A 16069-nucleotide genomic window follows, 5' to 3' on the forward strand; every position below is an offset into this window, starting at 1 on the left:
CCCCAGACACGGAAAACGAGAAGGTAGGACGCATGATCGGTCAGCTGCTGTCGAAGGGAGCCGTCCCCGTCGGGGTGGTCGGGATCATCCTCCTGCTCATCGTGCCGATCCCGACGCCGCTGCTCGACGTGCTCATCGTCGTGAACATCTCGTTCGCGCTCCTGATCCTGCTCACGGCCATGTTCGTGAAGAAGCCGCTGGACTTCTCGGTGTTCCCGAGCCTGCTGCTCGTCGCCACGCTGTTCCGCCTCGGACTCAACGTGGCGTCCACGCGCCTGGTGCTCAGTGAGGCGCACGCGGGCCAGGTGATCCAGGCGTTCGGGCAGATCACGATCAGCGGGTCGCTCGTGATCGGTGCGGTGATCTTCCTGATCCTCACCGTCATCCAATTCGTGGTGGTCACCAAGGGCGCGGAGCGCGTCGCGGAGGTCGGCGCGCGCTTCACCCTCGACGCGATGCCCGGCAAGCAGATGGCGATCGACGCCGACCTCAACGCCGGGCTCATCACCGACGCCGAGGCGCGCAGGCGCCGGGCCGAGGTCGCCGCGGAGGCCGACTTCTACGGGGCGATGGACGGCGCGTCGAAGTTCGTCAAGGGCGATGCCATCGCCGGCATCGTGATCGTCGTCATCAACTTCGTCGGCGGCATCATCATCGGCATGGCGCAGCACGGCATGGAGATGGGGGAGGCGCTCGAGACGTACAGCATCCTGACCATCGGCGACGGGCTCGTGACGCAGATCCCCGCGCTGCTGATGGCGGTGTCGACGGGCATGATCGTCACGCGTGAGAACGTCGAGGCAGAGATGGGGCAGGCCGCGGCGCGACAGCTGCTGCAGTCGCGCAACGCCCTCGTCATCACCGGGCTGGCGGCGGTCGCGATGGGATTCATCCCCGGGATGCCGCTGCTCGTGTTCGCGAGCATCGGCGCCGTGCTGCTCTTCGCCGCGTCGCGCGTGAAGGCGAGCGAGGATCGGGATGCCGCGCGCGAGGCCGATGCGCTGGAGCAGGAAGCCGCCGAGGCCGGTGCGGAGGGACCGGACGACCTCATGGACCGGATGCGGGTGCACGCGCTCGAGATCTCGCTCTCCACCGACATCGTCGACCTCGCCGCCGGTGGCTCGGGGGATCTGCTCACCCGGGTCAAGTCCCTCCGTCGCAAGCTCGCCCTCGACATCGGCATCCTCATGCCTCCCGTGCGCACCCGCGACAACATCGATCTGCCGGCGCAGACCTACGCGATCCTCATCGCCGGTGTCGAGGTCGGTCGCGGAGCAGTGCCCCGCGGTCACGTGCTGGCGATCGGCACGGGGCTCGAGCAGCTCCCCGGCGAGGCCGCGGTCGACCCGGTGTTCGGGCTCGAGGGCAAGTGGGTGCCGGCCGAGATGTCGCACGCGGCCGACATGGCGGGGGCAACGGTGATCGATCGCGCGAGCGTCATCATCACCCACCTGTCCGACATCGTGCAGAGCCAGGCGCACCGCCTCCTCTCGCTCGAAGACGTGCGCCAGCTGACCGAGCACCTGAAGCAGACGAGCCCCACGACGGTCGAGGAGCTCACTCCCGCGGTGCTCTCGCTGGCGGCGATCCAGCGGGTGCTCGCCGGACTGCTGGCGGAGCGCGTGCCGATCAACGACCTCGCGCGCATCTACGAGGCGCTCGTGCTCCGGGGAAAGACGTCGACCGAGATCCCCGGACTCATCGATGCCGCGCGTGCGGCGCTCGGACCCGCGATCGCCGCACGTTTCGCCGAGGACGGGCGCATCCGGGTCGTCATGTTCGATCCCATGCTGGAGCAGCAGATGCTCGAGGGAATGCGCGTCGTCGACGGCAATCCCCAGATCGTTCTCACGCCGGAGGCGACGCTGCAGGTGCTCGAAAGCGTGCGCCGCACGGTGTCGGAGCTCACGCAGGCGGGGCCCGAACCGGTGCTCGTCTGCGCGCCGTCGCTGCGTCAGGCCGTGCGGCGGATGCTCGCACCGCAGGTCGAGTCTCTCCCCGTGCTCTCCTACGACGAGGCCGGGGCGGCGGGTCACGCGACCGACGTCGTCGGGGTCGTGCGCATCGCTCCGTCCGCTCTCCCCAGCGCGGCGGGCTGATCTGCAGATTCCGCTCGTTTACGAGGGCATGCACTACCTTGGGGAAGAGGATGGCGCGAGTGCGCCGCAGCCAGGGAAGGCGGACGGACATGCTGGTTCTGACGAGGCGCGCGAACGAGAGCATCGTGATCGGCGACGACATCACGGTGACGATCCTGGCGGTCACCCCGAGCGGCGTCCGGGTCGGGATCGACGCCCCTCGCGACACCCGCATCAACCGTGCGGAGATCGTGCTCGCGGTCGGAGATGCCAACCAGCAGGCGGCGCAGACCGCGGGTGACGAGTCGGCGGAGAGCGCGCTCCTCGGTGCCCTGCGACGCTTGAGTGGAGCTTCCTGACGGGTGTCAATGGGGAGTTCTCCCCATCCGTGTCGAGTTACTCGCCTCCGCGATGTCGCGATAGTCGTAGATGTGACGGGGATTCCCGTCATCGACGACCCGACCCGACGAGGTGACGCCCTGTGGCCGCTCACGACCTGAGCATGCACCTGCTGCGCGAGCGCGAGCTGCTCGAGACGCTGCTGTTCAAACTGGACGAGCAGCAGATGCTGCTCGCGACCGGCCGCAACCGGTGGATCCGGCACGCGTCGACCGAGATCGAGCGCGTGCTCGCCGCCATGCCGACCGTCGCGCTCTCGCGTGATGCACTCGTCGTGGCCGTGGCCGACGAGTGGGGTGCACCCGAGGCGACGACTCTGCGGCAGCTGATCGCCGCGGCGCCCTCCGACGGATGGCGGGAGGTGCTCGAGGGTCACCTCTCCGCGATGACCGCGCTGGCCGAGGAGATCGAGCAGATGAAGCAGGTCAACGAGCAGCGTCTGCGCACGGCGATCCGCATGACCCAGGAGACCATCGCCGGGCTCGGCGAGCCGACCGGCGAGTACACGCCCAGCGGCGACGTCGTCCGCGGCGGCGACGCCCGACTTCTCGACACCCGGATGTGAGGTGACCATGTCTTCGTTCTCAGGTCTTCGTCTGGCGGAATCCGCCCTCTCCGCCGCCCGCGCGGGGATGACCGTGACGGGTCAGAACATCGCCAATCAGACGACCACCGGGTACACCCGGCAGAGGGTCGATCAGGCTCCGCTCTCCGGCGTGGGTCAGACCGGACTGTGGAAGAGCGGCCTCGGCATCGGCGGAGGCGTCTCCGTCACCGGTGTCGCACGCCTCGGGGATGCCGTGCTCGACGCGCGGGTGCGCGATGCCCTCTCGACCTCCGGATTCTGGAGCGCGCGGGCGACCGCGGCCGCCCGCGCCGAGAGCACGATGGCGGAGCCGACCGCGGACGGCCTCGCCGCGAACCTCGACCGCTTCTGGGCCGGATGGTCGGATCTCGCGAACACCCCGGAACCGGCGGCGGCGCAGGTCGTGCTCACCAACGCTCAGGTGCTCGTCGGCCAGATCGCGGCGGGCTATCAGGCCGTCGCGGGCCAGTGGGGCGATCTGCGCGGACAGGTCGATCGCGATATCGCCGACGTGAACGCGGTGGCGGGTCAGGTCGCGACGCTGAACGGTCAGATCCGCGACGCGCTGCACGCCGGACGCAACGCCAACGAACTGATCGATCAGCGGAATGTGCTCGCCCAGCAGTTGTCCTCGGCGATCGGGGCGACGGGCGTCGTCGAGTCGGACGGCACTCTCACCCTCCGTGTCGACGGGAATGCGCTGGTCTCGGGCGACAGCAGCCGATCGCTCCAGGTGAGCGGTCCGCGCGAGATCTCGGATGCCGGTCGGATCGTCGTGTCGTGGGCCGATCGGCCGGACGTTCCCGTCGCCGTCGGCGGCGGCGTGATCGGCGGCACCATCAGCGCGCTCGCCCCGGCGGCGGACGGTGGCACGCTCGCCGGCGTCGCCGCCGCGTACAACGACACCGCAGCCGCCCTCGCCGCGGCGGTCAACGACGTGCACCGCACCGGGGTGACCGCCGGCGGCGCGGCCGGGGGCGACTTCTTCGCCCTCGACACGACGGGGCCCGCGGCGCTCGGACTGAGCGTCGTGCCCACCGGGCTCGATCAGCTCGCGCTGGCGGCGCCGGGAGCCGGAGCGAAGGACACCACGATCGCCGACCGCATCAGTGCTCTCGGTGCCTCCGCCACGGGGCCGAGCAAGACCTGGGCGACGTTCGTCACCGGTTTCGCGGTCGCGGTCGCCGGTGATCTGCAGCGGGCCGACATCGCCGACATGGGCGCCGTGGCCGCGGTCACCGCGCAGCAGTCGAACGCCTCGGTCGACGGCGACGAGGAGACCATCAACCTGCTGACCTACCAGACCGCCTACCAGGCCGCCGCCCGCGTGCTGACGGCGATGGACGAGGCGCTGGACCTGCTCATCAACCGCACCGGCCTGGTCGGCCGCTGACCCGGGAGTCGACCATGATCGGACGCATCACGAGCAGCACCATGACGCAGCAGTCGCTGCGCACGCTGCAGACCAACCTCGCGGACCGCGAGCGCCTGCAGAATCAGGCCGCCTCGCAGCGCGCCTTCCGCTCACCGAGCGAGGATCCCGCCGCCGCGGCGACGACGCTCGGCGTGCACGGCGAACAGGCGCGGGTCGCACAGTTCGCACGGAATCTGAGCGACGGTATGGCCTGGGTCACCACGGTCGACACGGCGCTCGGAGCGAGCACCGACCTGCTCAACCGGGCCCGCGATCTGACGGCGCAGGGAGCGAACTCCGGGGCGCTGAGCCCGACGGCGAGGGAATCCATCGCGCAGGAGCTCGAGACGATCAGCGCGGAGCTGCTCGCTCAGGCGAACACGACGGTGCTGGGCCGCAGCGTCTTCGCCGGGACCGGCGATGCCGGTGCCGCGTTCGACCCCGACACCTTCGCGTTCCACGGCAGCCCGGGAGACGGCGTGCAGCGACGTATCAGCGACAACGAGACGGTTCGCGTCGACTTCGACGGCTCGCAGGCCTTCGGCGAGGGAGCGAACAGCGCTTTCGCGCTTCTGAGGGACATCGCGGCCGAACTGCGCAGCGGCGCGAACGTCGGCCCGCGCCTCGACGACATCGACGCGCGCCTGAAGGGCGTCATCGCCGCGCGCGGCACGACCGGTGCCCGGCAGGTGCAGATCGAGCGCGCGGCTTCGCAGAACCTCGCCACCTCCACCGACCTCGAGGCGCGTCGTGCCGAGGTCGAGAACGTCGACAGCCTCGAGGTCCTCGTGCGGTTGCAGTCCGCCGAGCTCGTCTTCCAATCCGCCCTGCAGGTGACCGCCAAGTCGCTGCAGACCAACCTCCTGGAGTTCCTGCGATGACCGCGACGACCGCCCGAGCGAACATCGAGTCGGCAGCCCGCGTGATCGAGTTCACCTCGCCGATGCTCGGCCTGGCCCCGTACACGACGTTCACCCTCGAGAGCATCGAGGGGGCCGACGGTCTGTACGCGCTCCGGGCGACGGATGCCGAGGTGCGCCTGTTCGTGGTGGAGGCGCCGTTCGTCGATCGTGCGTACGCGCCGAAGGTTCCGGCATCCGTCCGCGCCGAGGTCGGAGCATCCGCGGACGATGCGCTCCGGATGCTGGTCGTGGCCAACCCCGGGGACGAGGGTGTGCACGTGAATCTGCGCGCGCCGATCGTCGTCCACCCCGGAAACGGGCGCGCGGTGCAGGTGATCCTCGAGGATCAGACCTACCCGATCCGTTCGCTTCTCGGCGGACGGTGACGGATGGTCGATCTTCGCTCTCGTACGCACGGTCCCGGTGCGACGAAGGGGGTCAACCTCGTGGTCCTCGCCTACGATGACCGCCTCATCGTCGGCGACGATGCAGACGGCGCCGTCCACCACCTCGATGCGCGGGTGCACCCCGGCGACCGTCGGGCACCGGGGCAGACCGAACTCGCACTCGTCCCCTCGAAGGAGGAGTCGTCCGATGCGGAGTTCGAGAACTCGGCCCGGTACACCGCGGCCCAACTCGCCGCGATCGCCGAGGCCGCCGGCGAGAACACCGCGTCGCTGCTCGATGCGCGCGGGACGATCGTCGGCCGCGCCTACGGTGTGAAGGCTGATCTGCTGATCAACGACGGCGACGTGGTGGTGAACACCAAGACGCTCGAGCCGACCGAGCTCTCGGTGAGCGCCGACGAACGCGGCCTCGACATCCGTACGCAGATCGACATGTCGACCGCCGCCGCACGCTCGGCCCGAGAAATCGCGAAAACACGGAAGAATCAGGTGAAACCGGAGTTCACCGCGTATACCAAGGAAGAGGCACTATCCTCTGAGGGGTAAGGGCTGGGGCCTCGCTGATCCCGGTTCGTCGCAGGGGGGCCTTCGACGAATCACCGGTGCAGCTGTCAGGGGCGCAGCGCAAGACGCTCGGCGACGAGCGAACACACCAGGGGACGGTACAGAGCATGAGCACATCCAAGACGCTCGAGGCCAATCGCGTGAGCAAGCGCGAATTCGTACAGCGATTCGCGCGACGCGGAGGGATCTCGGTCTTCGCGGCTCAGACGGCGTACAACGCGATGATCGACGAACTCCTCGATCTCGTCAGCCAGGGCAACACCGTCACCCTCACCAACTTCGGCAAGTTCTATCCGCAGACCCACAAGGGGCACCGCGTGCAGTTCGGCAAGGACGAGGGCACCGGCGAGGTCACCGACTACACGGTGCTGAAGTTCTCCGCGACCCGCGAGGTCAATCGTCGCGTCAAGGTCACCGACTGACCGACGTCACCGACTGAACGACACGGGCCCGGACGTCAGAGTCCGAATCCGTAGGTCGCCGGGGCGACGAGCGCGAGGCTGACGGTCGTCGGATAGACCTCCGGTTCCTCGTCGTCGTCACCGAGCAGATCGAGTCGATCGATCGGCACGAAGATGCTGCCGTCGGGTTCGAAGATCAGGTCGCGCGGCACGAACGACGCGAAGAGCGAACGGGTGCCGTTGCGCAGCTCGAACGTGCGCCCGACGTCTCCGCGTTCGAACAGGTTCATCTCGACCTCGTCGAACCAGACCTTGCCGTCGGGGAAGCGCGCCTCGATGCGATACGTGCCGGGCTCGACCGATTTGATGTTGAGATCGTCGACGATCTCGGCGAACAGCGTGTCGGGCTGCTGCAGCTCGAAGGCGATCGCCCGCAGATGGTCGTAGTTCAGCCGCGCCCGCCGCGAGAACAACGCCACGTTCTCGATCTCGTCGGGGTGCGCGTTCGGTGCCTGATCGAGAAGGTACTGCCGCACCTCGTCGGGCCCCGGATAGTCGAAGCGCAGGTGGTAGTGGAACCGGCCGGGGCGGTTGACCAGATAGGTGCTCACGTCGGCGATCGCGTTCACCGAGAGGCAGTAGACGCGCTTCACCGAGGAGAGTCCGTCGAACAGCGACAGGAACTGGTTCTGCCGATTCAACCCGTCGGTGATTCCTCGGCGGCCCGCCGGGAAGATCTTCTCGAACTCGTCGAAGACGATGAGGCACTCGTCGAGGCTGTCGAGAAACTCCACGATGCCGTCGTGGTCCTCGGAGACGACCACCACGGGAAGGCCCTGCTCGCGCGCGGCCTCGGCGACCATGCGCAGGAACAGCGACTTGCCGATGCCCTTGTCGCCCGAGAGCATGACCCCGAGGCTGCGGTCGGAGAGAGCGTAGGAGCGGAAGATCTTGGCGACTTTGCGATCGCGGCCGCCGTAGACGCGCTCCGCTCCGACGGTCAGATCATCGATGCGCACGAGGCTGAAGCCCTCTTTCGAGGTGAAGCTGACCCGATAGGTCCCCAGGGGGAACGCCTGGTGGGTGCGCACGGCGTCGTCGTACACCCGCACGTGACCGCCGGTCTCGATGTAAGTGCTGGCCACACCCTCCTCCTTCGCTCCCCGATGGTCGATCGGTGGGGTTTCGTGGCTCGCTCGGTGACTCGCTCTGCCCGCGGTGGGCGGAGCGGCACGGATGGAGCACGAGGTCCCGACGAGTAGGGGAGTCACGCAGGAACCGGAGGACGAGCGGTGGGGGATCCGCCCGGGATACCATTTCACGTCTGCGGGTCGGACGACAAGCGAGAAACGGCGTGTCGGGGCCGAAATCTCTTCGTTTACGTGCACTCGGGTCGCTCGACAGGGTGCGCGCGAACCGTCAGCCGGCGAACCGCGGCACCCAGCAGGTGACTCGGCGGCGGTAGTCGGCATAGTCGTCGCCGAACCGCTCCGCGAGATCGGCTTCCTCGATCGGACGCACGGCGGTGTTCCACACCAGCGAGCCGCACAGCGCGTAGACGACGACCAGCCAGGAGCCGAGCATCAACCCGACCGCGATGCCCTGGGCGATGCCGGCGACGGCCATCGGGTTGCGCACGAAGCGGTACGGACCGGCGATGACGAGACGGCGCGCCATCTCGGAGGGGAGCGGCGTTCCCTCGCCGAGAAGCGACATCGTGATCGCCGACCAGAGGCCCAGGGCGGTCGCGGCGAGGAACAGCGCGACACCGGTCAGACGGAGCGCGGGAGGCAGCTCGAGATGAAGCCCCCACCGAGCCTCAACCATGGCGATGAGCAGCGGGAGGAGCCCGAGGAACACGCCCCAGAAGAACAGGGTCTGAAGTCCCGTGCGCGCCATCACCCGGGCGCGCCCCTGGGTGCGGGAGGTACGGAAGGCGAACGGTCCACGAGCGATCCACTCGAAGGGTGCCCGGCCGACGATGATCACGATGCCGGCGGCGAGACTCCCCGCCGCGGCGGCCACCATGAGCAGCGCACCCCATCCGGCCAGACCGGTGACGGTCGCGTGCACGACCATCCCGCCCGCCACGAGCACGGTCCAGGAGGTGACGACCCAGACCGCCGCCCGCACGCCGCACGCGGCGAGCGCCGACCCTCCGACGAAGAGAGGGATGTCGGCGATCGCGATCGGGAGAACGGGGAGTCCGTCGAGCGTCGCCGTGCGGATCGCGGGGATCAGGAGCACTCCGAGCCACCAGCATCCGCCGGCCACGGCCTGCAGTGAGAAGTACGCGCGTGCCGCCGGGGGAGCGATGCGGATGCTGGCGAACACCGCCCCATGCTATCCACCCGGCCACCTGCCACACTGGGCGGATGGAGATCATCGAGAACTCGAAGCTCACGGTCGTCGGCGCGGGCAGCGTCGGATCGAGCGTGGCCTATGCAGCGCTGATCCGGGGGTCCGCGCGGCACATCGCCCTCTACGACATCGCGACCGAGAAGGTCGAGGCCGAGGTGCTCGACCTCGCGCACGGTACGCAGTTCACGGGAACGAGCGACATCATCGGTGGCAGCGACGTCTCCGTCGCCGCAGGCTCCCACGTGGTCGTGATCACCGCCGGGGCGAAGCAGAAGCCCGGTCAGACGCGGATCGAGCTCGCGGACGTGAACGCGGGGATCATCCGACGCATGATGCCGGAACTCCTCGAGGTGGCCCCGAACGCCGTGTACGTGATCGTCACCAATCCCTGTGACGTGCTCACCGTCATCGCCCAGCAGGAGACGGGTCTGCCGCCCGAGCGCATCTTCGCGTCCGGTACCGTGCTGGACACCTCGCGGTTGCGCTGGAAGCTGGCGCAGCGAGCGGGCGTCTCGACGGCGAGCGTGCATGCGCACATCGTGGGCGAGCACGGCGACACCGAATTCCCCCTGTGGTCGCGGGCCACGATCGGAACAGCGCCGATCCTCGAATGGGAGACCCCCGAGCATCCCCGTTTCACACTCGCCGAGCTCGACGAGATCGCCGTCGACGTCCGCGACGCGGCCTACAAGGTCATCCGCGGCAAAGGAGCGACGAACTACGCGATCGGTCTCTCGAGCGCACGCATCGTCGAGGCGATCCTGCACGACGAGCACGCCGTGATGCCGGTGAGCACGGTGCTCGACGACTTCCACGGGATCGACGGCGTCGCACTCTCGGTGCCGTCGATCGTCAGCGCCTCGGGTGCCGTGCCGATCCGGAACACGTCGTTCTCCGACTCCGAGCTGGCGTTGCTGCGCGGATCCGCCGACGCGCTCCGCTCGGCCGCGGCGACCCTGCGCTCCTGACCGTATCTGCCCCCGGAAATGTGGCCCGGGGCACCGGAGCCGGTGCCCCGGCCGCTCTCATTTCCCGTGCGGGTCGGTGCTGTTGAGTGCGGCGACCACCTGTGCGTAGTCCCCGCGTGCCTCGCCGTAGCGGAGGAACTTCACTCGCTCGACCTGCACCTCCGAGGCGTCGGGCCGGGTTTCGAGCAGTGTCATGACCTCCGCGATGAACTCGTCGAGCGGCATCGCCGCGTCGTTCTCGGCGTGTCCGGGCATGAGGTCGGTGCGCACGGCCGGGGGCTCGAGCTCGATGACCGAGACGCTCGATCCCTCGAACTGGAGACGCAGCGATTCGCTGAGCATGTGGATCGCCGCCTTGCTCGCGTTGTACGTCGGCGTGACCCGCAGTGGAGCGAAGGCGAGCCCGGAGGACACCGTCATGATCGTGGCGTCGGGCAGACGGCGCAGGTGCTCGACGAACGCCGCGATGAGGCGGATCGGCCCCAGGACGTTCGTGGTGACGATCTCCTCGGCCGTGGCGAGGAAGCCGTCCGGCGTGCGCCAGTCCTCCGTGCGCATGATGCCCGCCATCGTCACGAGCACGTTGAGGGAGGGATGCTCGGCGAGCACCGTGCGGGCGGCGTCCTCGATGCTCCCGGCATCCGCGGTGTCGATCCGCACGGTGCCGAGATCCGGGTGCTCGGCGGCGATCGCCTCCAGACGGTCGGTGCGCCGGCCGCCGACGATCACGGCGTTGCCGCGATCGCGCAGGGCAAGGGCGAGGGCGAGGCCGATGCCGCTCGTCGCTCCGGGGATGAAGATGGTGTTTCCGCTGATGTTCATGCGTCCAGCCTCCGTCGATCGCATGGACCGCTCCAGAGACGGCTGATCCAGGGAGCGGCGATCCCTGGATCGGGTCGGCGACTCGCGGGATACTCGGGGGGTGGATCGTGATGCGCTGGCCGACTTCCTCCTCCGTCGCCGGGAGGCGTTGACCCCCGACGACGTGGGGTTGTCGCCGGGGCCGCGTCGGCGTACGGCCGGGCTGCGCCGCGAGGAGGTCGCTCAGCTCGCGACGATGTCGACGGACTACTACACGCGCCTCGAGCAGCGCCGTGGACCGCAGCCCAGCGCGCAGATCCTCTCATCGCTCGCTCGTGCGCTCCGGCTCAGCGAAGACGAGCGCGACTACCTCTACCGCTTGTGCGGCTACAGCGCCCCCGATCGCGCGCACGTCACGGAGTACGTGCGGCCCGGCATCCTGCGCGTGCTCGACCGCCTGCACGACACCCCGGCGTTCGTGGTCTCGGTCCTCGACGAGGTGCTCGTGCAGAACGACGCCGCTCGGGCCCTCCTCGGCGACGCCAGCGCGCTGACGGGACTCGCACGCAGCGGCATCTACCGGTGGTTCGCGATGCCCGAGACCGAGCGGCGGCGCTATCCCGAGGCCGACCACGCTCGCCAGAGCCGCGCCCTGGTGGCCTCGTTGCGCGCCGCGCACGGCGTGATGGGGGCGCGCTCGCGGGCCGGCGAGATCGCCGGAGAACTCTCGGCGCGCAGCGACGAGTTCATCGGGCTCTGGGAGAACCACGAGGTGAGCAGGCGCTTCGAGCAGCACAAGACGATGATCCATCCCGAGCTCGGTGAGATCGAGGTCGACTGTCAGGCGCTGTTCACCGAGGACGAGTCCCAGGCGCTCATCGTGCTCACCGCGGCGCCGGGCAGCGAGGCGGCGAGCAAGCTCGAGTTCCTGCGCGTGCTGGGGACGCAGAAGGTCTGATCCTCGGTCAGGACTCCTCGTGGTGCGCGGGATCGGCGTCGAAGAGTCGCCCGTCCGCACGCCCGAGGCCCGTGATCGCCAGCACCTCCGCCTCGTCGAGCGCGACCTCTGCGGCGGCGAGGTTCGCGACCTGGTGCTCGAGCGACGAGGCCTTCGGGATCGAGACCGTGCCGCGGGCGACGTGCCAGGCGAGAACCGTCTGTGCCGGAGTGATGCCGTGCGAGGCCGCGACCTCGCGGATCACGTCTTCGTCGAGCAGTTCCTTCGCCCGGCCGAGCGGGCTCCACGCCTCGGTGAGGATGCCGTGCTCCCGGTGGTACGCGAGCTGCTCGCTCTGCGGGAAGTAGGGGTGCACCTCGATCTGGTTCACGACGGGACGCACCCCGGTCTCGCGCTCGACGCGCTCGAGGTGCTCGGCCAGGAAGTTCGAGACGCCGATCTGGCGCACGACCCCGCGCTGCTGGGCGTCGACGAGCGCCGCCCACGCCTGCACGTACTCGTCCTGGCTCGGGTTGGGCCAGTGGATGAGGTGCAGGTCGGTGATGTCGAGGCCGAGACGCGACCGGCTCTCCTCGATGCTCGTCCGGGCCTTCTCGGCGGGGTGATGGCGACCGGGAAGTTTCGTGGTCACGATGATCTCGTCGCGATCGATGTCGGACGCCGCGACCCCGCGTCCGACGGAACCCTCGTTCTCGTAGTTGAAGGCGGAGTCGATGAGGCGGTACCCGGCACCGATGGCGCCGGTCACGGCATCCGCCCCGGCATCGCCGTTGAGCGCGTACGTCCCCAGGCCGATCGCCGGCAGGGCGAATCCGTTGTGGGCGGTGAACGTGGGGATGGCGGGCTGAGTGCTCACGGTGCTCCTTCTCGGTCGGTGTCTCGAGCGTACGCTGGAGGGATGACACCCGAGGCGGAGATGGCGCCGCATGACGCAGCGATCACGGATTCCGCCCGGTGCCCCTGCGGATCGGGCGACCTCTTCGGCGGATGCTGCGGTCCGATCCTTCGGGCCGAGACCACCGCCCCGACGGCCGAGCGGCTGATGCGGTCGCGCTACACGGCGTTCGTGATCGGCGACGTCGCCCACCTGCGCGCGACCTGGCACGCCGCCACGCGACCGGCATCGATCGAGATCGAACCGGACCTGCGCTGGCGGCGACTCGTGGTGCTCGACCGGGAGGCGGGCGGCCCCTTCGATCGTGACGGGGTCGTGGAGTTCGCGGCGCACTGGCTCCAGAACGGAGCCCGCGGCGTGCTGCACGAACGCAGCAGGTTCGTTCGCGAGGAGCGCCGGTGGCTGTACGTCGACGGCGACCTGCTGTGATGGCGGCCCCCGCCAGACGATAGATTGGACAGCGTGAACGCCAGCTCCGAACATCAGCGCATCCTGCTCGACATCGCCGACCTCGACCGGCGCATCGCGCAGGCCGATCGTGCCCGCACCCATCCCTCGCAGGCCGCGCGCATCAACGAGCTGGTGTCGATCCGTCAGGAGCAGCTGCGCGAGCTCACCGCGCTCACCGGCACCTGCGACGACGCACGCACCGAGCTGACCCGTCTCGAGTCCGACGTGAAGCTCGTCGAGCAGCGCCGGGCACGTGACGCCGAGCGCCTCGCGGTCGCGACCGACCCCAAGCAGGCGCAGGCCCTCGAGCACGAGATCGCGAGTCTCACCCGCCGCCAGAACGACCTCGAAGACGCCGAGCTCGACGTCATGGGGCGGGTCGAAGAGGCCGAGGCTGCCGTCGCCGCTCAGCAGGCACTCATCGACATCACGACCGCCGAGGGCTCGACGCTCAGCGCGCAGGGCAAGGCCGACGTCGCCGCCGCTGCCGAGCTCGGCGTCCAGCTCGCCCGCGATCGTGCAGCCGTGGCCGAGAGCATCCCCGCGCCGCTGCTGGCCGAGTACACGCGTCGCGCCGCGAACAGTGCGGGTGCGGCCCTGCTGACCCGTGGCACGTGCGAGGGGTGCCGCATGATGCTCCCCAGCACCGACATCGCCGAGATCCGTCGCGCCGCCGATGACGCGGTCGTGTACTGCCCCGAGTGCGGCTGCATCCTGGTGCGCGCGGAGGAATCGGGACTGTGATGCACGCGGCGCTCTCGTCGTGAGCGCGTCGCCCGCATCGTCCGAGCGACGCATTCTGCTGGTCGCCGACGGCAGCGGCGCATACGTCGCCGTCGATCTCGATGCCGCGGACGTCGAGATCCGCCGAGAGAGCCTGAGTGAGCGCGATCTGCCGGGCTGGGTGGCCGAGTCCGAGCAGCGCGACGCGCCGCGCTGGGTGATCCGCAGCGCGCGCGAGACCTATGCACCGCTGCTCGCCGACGGCGTGCGGGTCGGACGCACCCATGATCTGGTCCTGTGCCACGCGATCCTCCGCGACACGGCATCCGTCCCACACCCTCTGGAGCCGTCCGAGGACTGGATGCGCCGCGAGGCGCCCGATGCGGCACCCGGGCTGTTCGATCTCTTCGACACGGACTCGACGCGCGGGGATCCGGTCGCCGACGCCCTGGAGCAGTACCGCGCGCAGCGCCGGGTGATCGCCGCGGCATCCGACGGCCGGCTCGCCCTGCTCTGCGCCGCGGAATCCGCCGGCGGCCTGGTGGCCGAGGAGATGCGCGCGGCGGGGGTGCCCTGGAACGAGGGCGTGCACGACGAGATCCTCACCGAAACGCTCGGCGCTCGATCACTCGCCGGCGGGCTCCCGGCGAAGATGGTCGCGCTCGGCGAACAGGTGCGCGCGATCCTCGGCGACGCCACCCTCCATCTCGACAGCCAGCCGAAGCTCCTGCGGGCGCTGCATCGTTCCGGGGTCCCCGTCGAGTCGACGAGCAAATGGGAGCTCGCCCAGTACGAGCACCCGGTCGTCGAACCGCTCCTGGCCTACAAGAAGATGTCGCGTCTGCTCAGCGCCAACGGGTGGGTCTGGCTCGCCGACTGGGTGCACCGCGGGCGGTTCCGCCCGGTGTACATCCCCGGTGGCGTCGTGACCGGGCGCTGGGCATCGGCCGGCGGGGGAGCGCTGCAACTGCCGCGCAGTCTGCGCCCCGCCGTACGGGCGGACCCCGGGTGGACCCTCGTGGTCGCCGATGTCGCCCAGCTCGAGCCGCGCATGCTCGCGGCGATGGCCTCGGATGCTGCGATGGCGCGTGCGGCGCAGGGCACCGATCTGTACGCCGGAGTCGTCGACTCGGGCGCGGTGGCGACACGCGAAGAGGCCAAGTACGCCGTGCTCGGTGCCATGTACGGTGCGACGACGGGCGACAGCGGCCGGCTCGTGCCGCGACTGCGCAAGGTCTACCCGCGAGCGATGGCGCTCGTCGATGCCGCCGCACGCGCGGGGGAGGACGGCGGGGTGGTCTCGACCTGGCTCGGACGCTCGTCGCCGAAGCCGTCTCCCGAGTGGGCGGCGCTCCAGTCCGCGGCCACCGGAGCGGACGTGGACGCGGCGCTGGTCGCGCAGGCGCGGCGCAGCGCTCGCGACTGGGGGCGTTTCACCCGCAACTTCGTGGTGCAGGGCACCGCGGCGGAGTGGTCGCTGATCTGGCTGGCCGAGATCCGTCATCGATTGCGCGGCCTGCCGCCCGCTGCGACGCCGGCCTCAGCATCCGGCCCTTTCGCGGAGGCCGCGCACCTCGCGTTCTTCCTGCACGACGAGGTGATCCTGCACGTCCCCGTCGAGCTCGCGGATGCCGCCGCCGACGCCGTGCGCGAGGCGGCGGCCGTCGCGACCACACGCCTGTTCGGTACGTTCCCGATCGACGTGCCACTGGATCTGCGCATCACCGAGTCCGCCGAGAAATGAGGCGCGGCCGGGCGTCGTAGACTGGCAGATGCGAATGGGTCGACTGGACGGTCGCGTGGCGGGCAACCGCACCGAGGAACGTCCGGGCTCCACAGGGCAGGGCGGTGGGTAACACCCACCCGGAGTGATCCGCGAGACAGTGCCACAGAGAGCAGACCGCCCCCGGTTCGCCGGGGGTAAGGGTGAAAGGGTGGTGTAAGAGACCACCGGGGGACATGGTGACATGTCCCGCCAGGTAAACCTCGCCCGGAGCAAGGTCAGACAGAGGATGTTGACGCGGCTCGCCGAGTCCTCGGGTAGACCGCTGGAGCGGCACGGCAACGTGTCGCCGAGAGAGATGGCCGTCGAAGGGGCGAAGAACCCCGGAACAGAACCCGGCGTACAGGTCGGCCCATTCGCCTCGACGTGAAAGGCCCGG

The 16069-nt window shown here is 69.6% G+C and carries 17 protein-coding genes and 1 other RNA gene; 14 read left to right on the plus strand and 4 right to left on the minus strand.

From position 1 onward, the window contains the following. The first annotated feature begins 32 nt into the window (after positions 1-32). From ACI2JZ_RS01560 to ACI2JZ_RS01595, 8 genes are all read left to right on the plus strand, one after another. On the plus strand, positions 33-2099 hold the full coding sequence (locus tag ACI2JZ_RS01560; RefSeq protein WP_404596305.1) for a flagellar biosynthesis protein FlhA: 2067 nt from the start codon (positions 33-35) through the stop codon (positions 2097-2099). Between the two features lie 89 nt (positions 2100-2188). Then, complete coding sequence (gene csrA / locus ACI2JZ_RS01565) at positions 2189-2437, plus strand: carbon storage regulator CsrA (RefSeq protein ID WP_336640252.1); 249 nt, start codon at positions 2189-2191, stop codon at positions 2435-2437. 122 nt (positions 2438-2559) lie between these two features. Continuing rightward, positions 2560-3042, plus strand: coding sequence for a flagellar protein FlgN (locus tag ACI2JZ_RS01570; RefSeq protein WP_404596306.1), 483 nt, complete (start codon positions 2560-2562; stop codon positions 3040-3042). Between the two features lie 7 nt (positions 3043-3049). Next, positions 3050-4456: a flagellar hook-associated protein FlgK gene (gene flgK, locus ACI2JZ_RS01575; RefSeq protein ID WP_247622323.1), complete on the plus strand. Its 1407-nt coding sequence runs from the start codon at positions 3050-3052 to the stop codon at positions 4454-4456. Positions 4457-4470: 14 nt separating this feature from the next. Continuing rightward, positions 4471-5358 (plus strand): flagellar hook-associated protein FlgL, encoded by an 888-nt coding sequence (flgL, locus tag ACI2JZ_RS01580; protein ID WP_247622324.1) that lies wholly within the window; start codon positions 4471-4473, stop codon positions 5356-5358. Next, on the plus strand, positions 5355-5765 hold the full coding sequence (locus ACI2JZ_RS01585) for a flagellar assembly protein FliW (protein WP_404596307.1): 411 nt from the start codon (positions 5355-5357) through the stop codon (positions 5763-5765). The genes flgL and ACI2JZ_RS01585 overlap by 4 nt, the downstream gene beginning before the upstream one ends. A gap of 3 nt (positions 5766-5768) precedes the next feature. Continuing rightward, positions 5769-6332 (plus strand): hypothetical protein, encoded by a 564-nt coding sequence (locus ACI2JZ_RS01590; RefSeq protein WP_404596308.1) that lies wholly within the window; start codon positions 5769-5771, stop codon positions 6330-6332. 125 nt (positions 6333-6457) lie between these two features. After that, positions 6458-6772, plus strand: coding sequence for an HU family DNA-binding protein (locus ACI2JZ_RS01595; RefSeq protein WP_247622327.1), 315 nt, complete (start codon positions 6458-6460; stop codon positions 6770-6772). 35 nt (positions 6773-6807) lie between these two features. Here the strand turns inward: ACI2JZ_RS01595 and ACI2JZ_RS01600 are convergent, their stop codons facing one another. Next, positions 6808-7896 carry an AAA family ATPase gene (locus ACI2JZ_RS01600; RefSeq protein ID WP_247622328.1) on the minus strand — a complete coding sequence of 363 codons (1089 nt, stop codon included), beginning with the start codon at positions 7894-7896 and terminating at the stop codon, positions 6808-6810. Positions 7897-8170: 274 nt separating this feature from the next. After that, the gene (locus ACI2JZ_RS01605) at positions 8171-9085 is read right to left on the minus strand and encodes a methyltransferase family protein (protein WP_404596309.1); all 915 of its coding nucleotides are present in this window, start codon (positions 9083-9085) and stop codon (positions 8171-8173) included. A gap of 41 nt (positions 9086-9126) precedes the next feature. On the opposite strand from ACI2JZ_RS01605, the gene ACI2JZ_RS01610 reads away from it, so the two are divergent. Beyond that, a complete protein-coding gene (locus tag ACI2JZ_RS01610; RefSeq protein WP_404596310.1) occupies positions 9127-10080 on the plus strand; it encodes an L-lactate dehydrogenase in 954 nt (317 codons plus the stop codon). 57 nt (positions 10081-10137) lie between these two features. On the opposite strand, the gene ACI2JZ_RS01615 is transcribed toward ACI2JZ_RS01610, so the two are convergent. Beyond that, positions 10138-10902, minus strand: coding sequence for an SDR family oxidoreductase (locus ACI2JZ_RS01615; protein ID WP_404596311.1), 765 nt, complete (start codon positions 10900-10902; stop codon positions 10138-10140). Positions 10903-11002: 100 nt separating this feature from the next. On the opposite strand from ACI2JZ_RS01615, the gene ACI2JZ_RS01620 reads away from it, so the two are divergent. Beyond that, positions 11003-11839, plus strand: coding sequence for a helix-turn-helix transcriptional regulator (locus ACI2JZ_RS01620; RefSeq protein WP_404596312.1), 837 nt, complete (start codon positions 11003-11005; stop codon positions 11837-11839). Positions 11840-11846: 7 nt separating this feature from the next. On the opposite strand, the gene ACI2JZ_RS01625 is transcribed toward ACI2JZ_RS01620, so the two are convergent. Continuing rightward, complete coding sequence (locus ACI2JZ_RS01625) at positions 11847-12695, minus strand: aldo/keto reductase (protein ID WP_404596313.1); 849 nt, start codon at positions 12693-12695, stop codon at positions 11847-11849. A gap of 42 nt (positions 12696-12737) precedes the next feature. On the opposite strand from ACI2JZ_RS01625, the gene ACI2JZ_RS01630 reads away from it, so the two are divergent. From ACI2JZ_RS01630 to rnpB, 4 genes are all read left to right on the plus strand, one after another. Beyond that, positions 12738-13163, plus strand: coding sequence for a YchJ family metal-binding protein (locus ACI2JZ_RS01630; RefSeq protein ID WP_336640260.1), 426 nt, complete (start codon positions 12738-12740; stop codon positions 13161-13163). Positions 13164-13196: 33 nt separating this feature from the next. Continuing rightward, the gene (locus tag ACI2JZ_RS01635) at positions 13197-13928 is read left to right on the plus strand and encodes a zinc ribbon domain-containing protein (RefSeq protein WP_404596314.1); all 732 of its coding nucleotides are present in this window, start codon (positions 13197-13199) and stop codon (positions 13926-13928) included. 19 nt (positions 13929-13947) lie between these two features. Next, positions 13948-15651, plus strand: a complete 1704-nt coding sequence (locus ACI2JZ_RS01640; protein ID WP_404596315.1) for a bifunctional 3'-5' exonuclease/DNA polymerase — start codon at positions 13948-13950, stop codon at positions 15649-15651. Between the two features lie 35 nt (positions 15652-15686). Continuing rightward, positions 15687-16049: RNase P RNA component class A (gene rnpB / locus ACI2JZ_RS01645), an RNA gene on the plus strand. Positions 16050-16069: the final 20 nt, after the last annotated feature.

Source organism: Microbacterium sp. NPDC087868 (genome assembly GCF_044900755.1).
In the GTDB taxonomy this organism is placed as follows: Bacteria; Actinomycetota; Actinomycetes; order Actinomycetales; family Microbacteriaceae; genus Microbacterium; species Microbacterium galbinum.